Raw genomic sequence first — 6744 nt, 5'->3', positions numbered from 1 at the left:
GACGTCCTCGATCCCGCGTCCGGCGCCCTGCTCAGCCGGGTCGCCCAGGCGACCGCCGCCGATGTCGACGACGCCGTCGCCGCGGCGGCCCAGGCGCACGCCGACGCGCGCTGGCGAGGTCTGCCGCCGCTGGAGCGCACCCAGGTCCTGCACCGGGTGGCCGAGCTGATCGAGGCGGCCGCCGAGGAACTCGCCATCCTGGAGACCCGGGACAACGGCAAGCCGATCGAGCGCTCCCGGGCCGACGTCGCGATGGGCGCCCGGACCTTCCGGCACTTCGCGGGCGCCCCCGGGCGGCTGACCGGGGCGGTGATCCCGATCGACGGCAACGGCGCCCCGCACCACGCGTACACGGTGCTGGAACCGGTCGGAGTGGCCGCGCTGATCCTGCCCTGGAACTTCCCGATCATGACCGCCTGCTTCAAGCTCGCCCCTGCCCTGGCCGCGGGCTGCCCGGTCGTGGTCAAGCCCGCCGAGCAGACGCCGCTCACCATGCTCAGGCTCGCCGCGATCTGCGCCGAGGCGGGGGTGCCCGACGGCGTGGTCAACGTGCTCACCGGCGACGGCGAGGTCGGCGCCGCGCTCGTCGCCCACCCCGGCGTGGCCAAGGTGTCCTTCACCGGGTCGACCGAGGTCGGGCGGCTGGTGATGGCCGCGGCGGCGCCGTCCGTCACCCGGCTGACCCTGGAACTCGGCGGCAAGAGCCCGAACATCGTGTTCGCCGACGCCGACCTGGACGCCGCGGTGCTCACCGCGATGCGGGCCTCCTTCGGGCACTCGGGGCAGATGTGCACGGCCGGGAGCCGGCTGCTGGTGCAGGAGTCGATCCTGGACGAGATGCACGAGCGGCTGGTCGCCGCCGTCGCCAAGGTGCCGGTCGGCGACGGTCTGGCGGGCGGGATCACGGTCGGCCCGCTGGTGTCGGAGGAGCAGCGCGGCCGGGTGCTGTCCTACATCGAGGCGGGGGTGGCCGAGGGCGCCACCCTGGCCTACGGGGGCGGCGTGCCCGACCGGCCGGGCTTCTTCGTGGAACCCGCCCTCTTCACCGGGGTACGCAACGACATGCGGATCGCCCGGGAGGAGATCTTCGGCCCGGTGGTCGGGGTCATCCCGTTCGCCGACGAGGCCGACGCGATCGCCATCGCCAACGACTCCGACTACGGCCTGGCCGCCGGGGTCTGGACCCGCGATGTCGCGCGGGCGCACCGGATGGCCAGGGAACTGCACGTCGGGACGGTGTGGATCAACACCTACAACATCTTCGACCCCGCCCTGCCGTTCGGCGGGGTGCGCGACTCCGGGCTCGGCCGGGACCTGGGCGACGAGGCCCTGCACGGCTTCTGCGAGCGCAAGAGCGTCGTGGTGGCGCTGTGACCACGCAACTCGACGGGGCGGTGCCGGTCGCCGAGGCGACCGACCGGCTGGTCGCCGTCGCGCGGGCCACGACCCCGGGGGCCGCGCACGCCCACCACCTCAACGCCGCCGGGGCGGCGCTGCCCAGCGCGGCGGTTCTGGAGACCGTCCTCGACCACCTCCGGCTGGAGGCGCGGATCGGCGGCTACGAGGCCGCCGAGGCGGCCCGCCCCCGGGCCGAACAGGCGTACGGCCTGGCCGGGCGGCTCATCGGCGGCCGGGCCGAGGACGTGGCCTTCACCGAGAGCGCCACGGTGGCCTGGCACCGCGCCATCGACGGGCTGCGCCTCGGTCCCGGCGACCGCGTGGTGGCCACCTCCTCGACCTACGTCAGCTCGGCCCTGCACCTGTTCGAGCTGCGCCGCAGGTACGGAGTCGTGGTCGAGGTGATCGGCACCGACGAGACCGGCGCGGTGGATCTCGACGCCCTGCGGGCCGCCCTGCGCACGCCCGCCGCGCTGGTCACCGCCGCCCACGTGCCGACCTCGTCCGGGCTGATCGAGCCCGCGGCGGCGATCGGCGAGCTCGCCCGCGCCGCCGGCGTGCCCTACCTGCTCGACGCCACCCAGTCACTCGGCCAGCTTCCGGTGGACGTCACCGAGATCGGCTGCGCGATGCTCGTCGGCACCGGCCGCAAGTTCCTGCGCGGACCGCGCGGCACCGGGCTGCTCTGGGTCGACCCGGTCCTCGGCGCCGAACTCCGGCCGCCCGCGCCCGACGTGCGGGGCGCCAAATGGACGGCCGACGACGAGTACGGACTGGTCCCCGGCGCACGCCGGTTCGAGACCTGGGAGCACTCGCACGCCCTCCGCCTCGGCCTCACGGCGGCGCTCGAAGAACTCCACGCGACCGGGGTCGAGGCGACCCACCGGCACATCGCCGCCCTCGGCGACCAGCTGCGCGATGCGCTCGCCGCCGTCCCCGGGGTCAGGGTCGTCGACCCGCCCGCGGCCGGTGGCGGCATCGTGACCTTCGTACGGGACGGCGAGGCGCCCGCCAGGACGGCTCGCGCGCTCCGGGTCGCGGGCCTGCACGTGGTCTCGGTCCCGGCCGCGCACGGCCAGTGGGACCTCGGCCGCCGTGGCCTGCCGGGGGTGGTCCGGGCCTCGGTGCACGTCTACAACGACTCCGACGACATCGCCGCCCTGGCCGACGCGCTGTCCCCCAGAGGAGGCGCCCGATCGGTCGTCGCCGCCGCCGTACCGGGTGAGCGGCCGGTGTCCGCGCCCGCCCTGCTGTCCGAGCACGTCGACACGATCGTGATCGGCGCGGGTGTGCACGGTTCGTCCGCCGCCTGGCAGCTCGCGGCGCGCGGGGACCGGGTGCTCCACCTGGAGCAGTTCGAGGCCGGGCACGGGCGGGGCTCCTCGCACGGTCCGACCAGGATGATCCGCCGGGCCTACCCGTCGCCGGTGTGGGACGAACTGGTCGACCGGGCCTACCAGGCCTGGACGGCGCTGGAGGCGGAGTCCGGGCGCGCCCTGGTCACCCGTACCGGCGGGCTCTACGCCCGGCCGGCCGGGGGAGCGGGTGGGCTGCGCGGCCCGAACTGCACGGTGGTCGACGCCGCGCGGGCCGCCGAGATCTTCCCCGGCCTCGCGCTGGGCGAGGAGTACGTCGCGGTGCACGACCCCGACGCGGGCGTGATCGACGCCGCGGGGGCGCTGGCGGCCCTGGCCGAGCTCGGCCGCGGGTACGGCGTGCGGCGCCACGACGGGACCCCCGCGCTGGACTGGGCCCCCGACGGCGACGGCGTGGTGGTGCGCACCCCGCACGGCGCTCTGCGGGCCGCCCGCCTGGTGGTCTGCGCGGGGCCGTGGACCGGGTCGCTGATCCCGGCGTTCGCGGACGTGCTGCGCGTGATCCGGATCGTCAACATCCACGTGGGGTCCTCGGTCACCTCCACGCTCGCGCCGCCCGCCCTGGGCAGCTTCTCGGTGGACGTCCCTGATGTCGGCCTGCTCTACGGCATCCCGGCCATCGGCGGGCGCGCGGTGAAGATCGGCCTGGATCTGGGGCCCGACGACGACCCGGCAGACGTTCCCGGGCCGGTGACCGAGACGGAGCGGGCCACGCTGCGGGCGCTGGCCGCGCGGTTCCTGCCCACCGCCGACGGCGGCGTCGTGGAGGACCTGGCCTGCCGGTACACGATGGCGCCGAACAACCGGTTCGCGGTCGGACCGCTGCCGGAGACCCCGCAGGTGCTGGTCGCGGCGGCCTGCTCCGGGCACGGGTTCAAGTTCGGCCCGGCGATCGGGGCGGCGCTGGCCGACCTCGCGTACGGCCTGCCCCGGCCCGATCTGGACTTCCTCGACCCCGCGCGGATGCTGGGCCGGTGAGCCGCCGTGAGTCTTGGGGGCGCCGGCTAGCCGCGGAACACCGTCGCCGTTCTGCGCTCGTACCAGCGGGCGAGCTGCTCCCCGGCGGCCAGCACGTGGTCGCGCATCTCGCGGCGGGCCAGCTTGGCGTCCTCGGCTTCGAGCGCGGCGACGATGCGCTCGTGCTCGGCCAGGTTGTCGGCCCGGTGGCGCGGGTCGTCCTGGAGCACCAGGGCCGAGACGTTCCGCGGGAAGGCCTCGTTGATGTCGCGGATGGTCCTGGCCAGCCGCTCGTTCCCGGCCATCTCGTGGATCAGGGTGTGGAAGCGGTCGTTGGCGATCGTGGTGGGCGACACCGGGCCCCCCGGCCCGGGCGGGGCCGGCGGGCGCTCGTTGGCGCGGAGCACCTCGCTGGTCTGGCGGAGCTCGTCGAGCAGCGTCCGGGTCACCCGGCGGACCGCCCGCTCGCAGGCCAGGCCCTCCAGCTCGGCGCGCACCTCGTACGCCTCCCGCACCTCCCAGGGGGAGGGCACGCGGACCACGGCCCCCCGGCGGGGCAGCACCTCGATGAGCCCGCCGGCCTGGAGCTGGCGGAGCGCCTCCCGGATCGGGGTGCGGCTGATGCCCAGCTGCGCGGCCAGCTCGGCCTGCCTGAGCTGGGCACCGATCGGGATCTCTCCCGACATGATGCGGGCCCGAATCGCGTTGGCCGTCTCGTCGACCAGTGCGCTTCGGCCCAGGGAAGTCGCGTCGGAGTCCACGGAAGGAGACCTTTCACCTGCGGGTGGGACGGGGCACGACAGCGATCGATTTGCGTCCAACGATGGATCCAACTTTGCGAGGTTGGGTCGATGCTGGCAAGCGAATCATTCCGTGGTCGCGAACGTGGTGGCAAGTTGACCACCCTCTGTTCGAGACCACGATGACTATCTGGATCCATAATAAGGGCGATAGGATCCCAACATGACTGAAATGCTGCATTTGTCCGTTGCTGAGCCGTCGCGCGGCGAGCGGCACCCCTTCGATCCGCTCACCGCCGCGGAGATCGAGCGGGCGGTGGCGCTGATCCGGGCCGACGGCCGGCTCGGCGCCCGGGTCGGATTCTGGGGCGCCTACCTCGACGAGGCCGCGGCCCGCGCCGCCGTCGCCGGTGTGCTGCCCGCGACCGTGCGGCGGCTGACCGTCGTCGTCATCGATCACGACGCCCCCGCCGCCTGGGAGGTCGACGTCGTCCTCGACGAGGCCCCCCGGTGCGTCGAGTGGCGCCCGGTCGACCACCGCCGCCCCGGCATCACCTCCGACGAGGCCAGGGCGGCCGCGAAGGCGTGCCGGGAGAGCCCGCTGTTCCAGGCGGCCCTGGCCAGACGCGGCATCCACGACGTGTCCCTCGTCATGATCGACGCCGAGTCGATGGGCGGCTTCGAGCCCGAGCGGTACGCGGGCCGCCGGCTGACCTGGGGCACCGTCTGGCACCGCACCGACGAGGGCGACAACGGCTACGTCCGCCCGGTCCAGGGCGTGGTGCCGATCATCGACATGCACACCATGGAGGTCATCGAGGTCGAGGACCACGGGGTCGTCCCGATGTCCCCCGAGGCGGGCCCGCTGGAGCCCGGCGGCTTCGGCGAGGACCGGCCCGGCCTGCGCCCTCTTGAGGTGGTCCAGCCGGAGGGACCCAGCTTCACCGTCACCGGCCAGCTCGTCGAGTGGCAGGGCTGGCGGTTCCGGATCGGCTTCACCCACCGCGAGGGCCTGGTCCTGCACGACCTGGAGTTCCTCGGCCGCTCGGTGCTCCGCCGGGCAGCCTGCAACGAGATGTACGTGCCATACCTCGACCCCAACTCCACCCAGTACCGGAAGAACTTCTTCGACTGGGGCGAGTACGGCGCCGGCCCGCTCACCAACTCGCTCGAACTCGGCTGCGACTGCCTGGGCCTGATCCGCTACTTCGACGCGACCTACCTGGGCGGCGCCGGCGAGCCGGTGACCATCCGCAACGCCATCTGCATGCACGAGGAGGACGACAGCATCCTCTGGAAGCACAACGACCTGCGGCGCGGGGTGGGCCAGGTCCGCCGCAGCCGCCGGCTGATCGTGTCCAACTTCCAGACGGTCGCCAACTACGACTACGGCTTCTACTGGTCGCTCTACCAGGACGGCAGGATCGAACTGGAGGTCAAGCTGACCGGCATCCTGTCCGCCTCGGGCGTGGAGGCCGACGAGGAGGTCAGGTACGGCAGGCGGGTCGCCGAACACGTCCAGGTGCCCACCCACCAGCACTACTTCGGCCTCCGCCTGGACACCGCGATCGACGGCCCGCTCAACCGCCTGGTCGAGGCGCACGCGGAGAGCGAGCCCGATCCCGCGCTCGACCCGTACGGCAACGCGGTCCGCCACGTCCGGACCCCGATCCGCCGCGAGTCCGAGGCGGCCCGCGACACCGACCCGTCCACCGCCAGGCACTGGCGCATCGAGAGCGCCACCGCCACCAACCGGTACGGCGAGCCGACGGCCTACCGGCTGACCCTGCAGGGCACGGCCCGCCCGTTCGGCCGCCCGGACTCGGTGATGGCCCGGCGGGCTCCGTTCGTGCACCGGCATCTGTGGGCGACGCCGTACGATCCGGCGGAGCGTTTCGTCGGCGGCCAGTACCCGAACCACGCCGAGCCCGGCGAGGACGGCGTGCACGTGTGGCAGCGGCAGGACCGCTCGCTGGACGGGGTGGAGCTGGTGCTCTGGCCGATCCTCGGCAGCCACCACTACCCCCGCCCCGAGCAGTGGCCGGTCATGCCGGTCGACAAGCTGCGGATGATCCTGGAGCCCGACGGGTTCTTCGACCGCAACCCGGCGATGGACATCCCGGCTCCGGTCAAGAAGACCGGCCACGCAACCGGCCACGCGGCGCCGGACAGCTGCTGCGCGCCGAGCTGACCTACCCGGACGATTGGAGCCCGTTCCACCGGGACGGGCTCCTTCGGCATGCCCGGATGCCGTTTTCCGGAGCAATGTGTCG

4 protein-coding genes are annotated in these 6744 nt (G+C 73.8%); 3 read left to right on the top strand and 1 reads right to left on the bottom strand.

What is annotated here, in order from left to right; translation table 11 throughout:
• Positions 1 to 1374 (top strand): aldehyde dehydrogenase family protein (locus KIP79_RS12390; protein ID WP_214104886.1); only part of this gene is annotated, 1374 nt, incomplete at its 5' end.
• A complete protein-coding gene (locus KIP79_RS12385; RefSeq protein ID WP_214104885.1) occupies positions 1371 to 3752 on the top strand; it encodes an FAD-dependent oxidoreductase in 2382 nt (793 codons plus the stop codon). The genes KIP79_RS12390 and KIP79_RS12385, both read left to right, overlap by 4 nt.
• Positions 3753 to 3778: 26 nt before the next feature.
• On the opposite strand, the gene KIP79_RS12380 is transcribed toward KIP79_RS12385, so the two are convergent.
• Positions 3779 to 4492: a GntR family transcriptional regulator gene (locus KIP79_RS12380; RefSeq protein ID WP_214104884.1), complete on the bottom strand. Its 714-nt coding sequence runs from the start codon at positions 4490 to 4492 to the stop codon at positions 3779 to 3781.
• A 202-nt stretch (positions 4493 to 4694) separates the two neighbouring features.
• On the opposite strand from KIP79_RS12380, the gene KIP79_RS12375 reads away from it, so the two are divergent.
• A complete protein-coding gene (locus KIP79_RS12375) occupies positions 4695 to 6662 on the top strand; it encodes a primary-amine oxidase (protein WP_214104883.1) in 1968 nt (655 codons plus the stop codon).
• Positions 6663 to 6744 lie beyond the last annotated feature (82 nt).

The organism is Acrocarpospora catenulata (assembly GCF_018476525.1).
GTDB classification, from domain to species: Bacteria; Actinomycetota; Actinomycetes; order Streptosporangiales; family Streptosporangiaceae; genus Acrocarpospora; species Acrocarpospora catenulata.
The sequence above is the reverse complement of the archived record's forward strand: the minus strand, read 5'-3'. Positions and strand labels throughout refer to the sequence as shown.

Bases quoted from the DNA above. Each gene is read 5' to 3' on its own strand.
- KIP79_RS12375 (WP_214104883.1), top strand. From the start codon at position 4,695: ATGACTGAAATGCTGCATTTGTCCGTTGCTGAGCCGTCGCGCGGCGAG.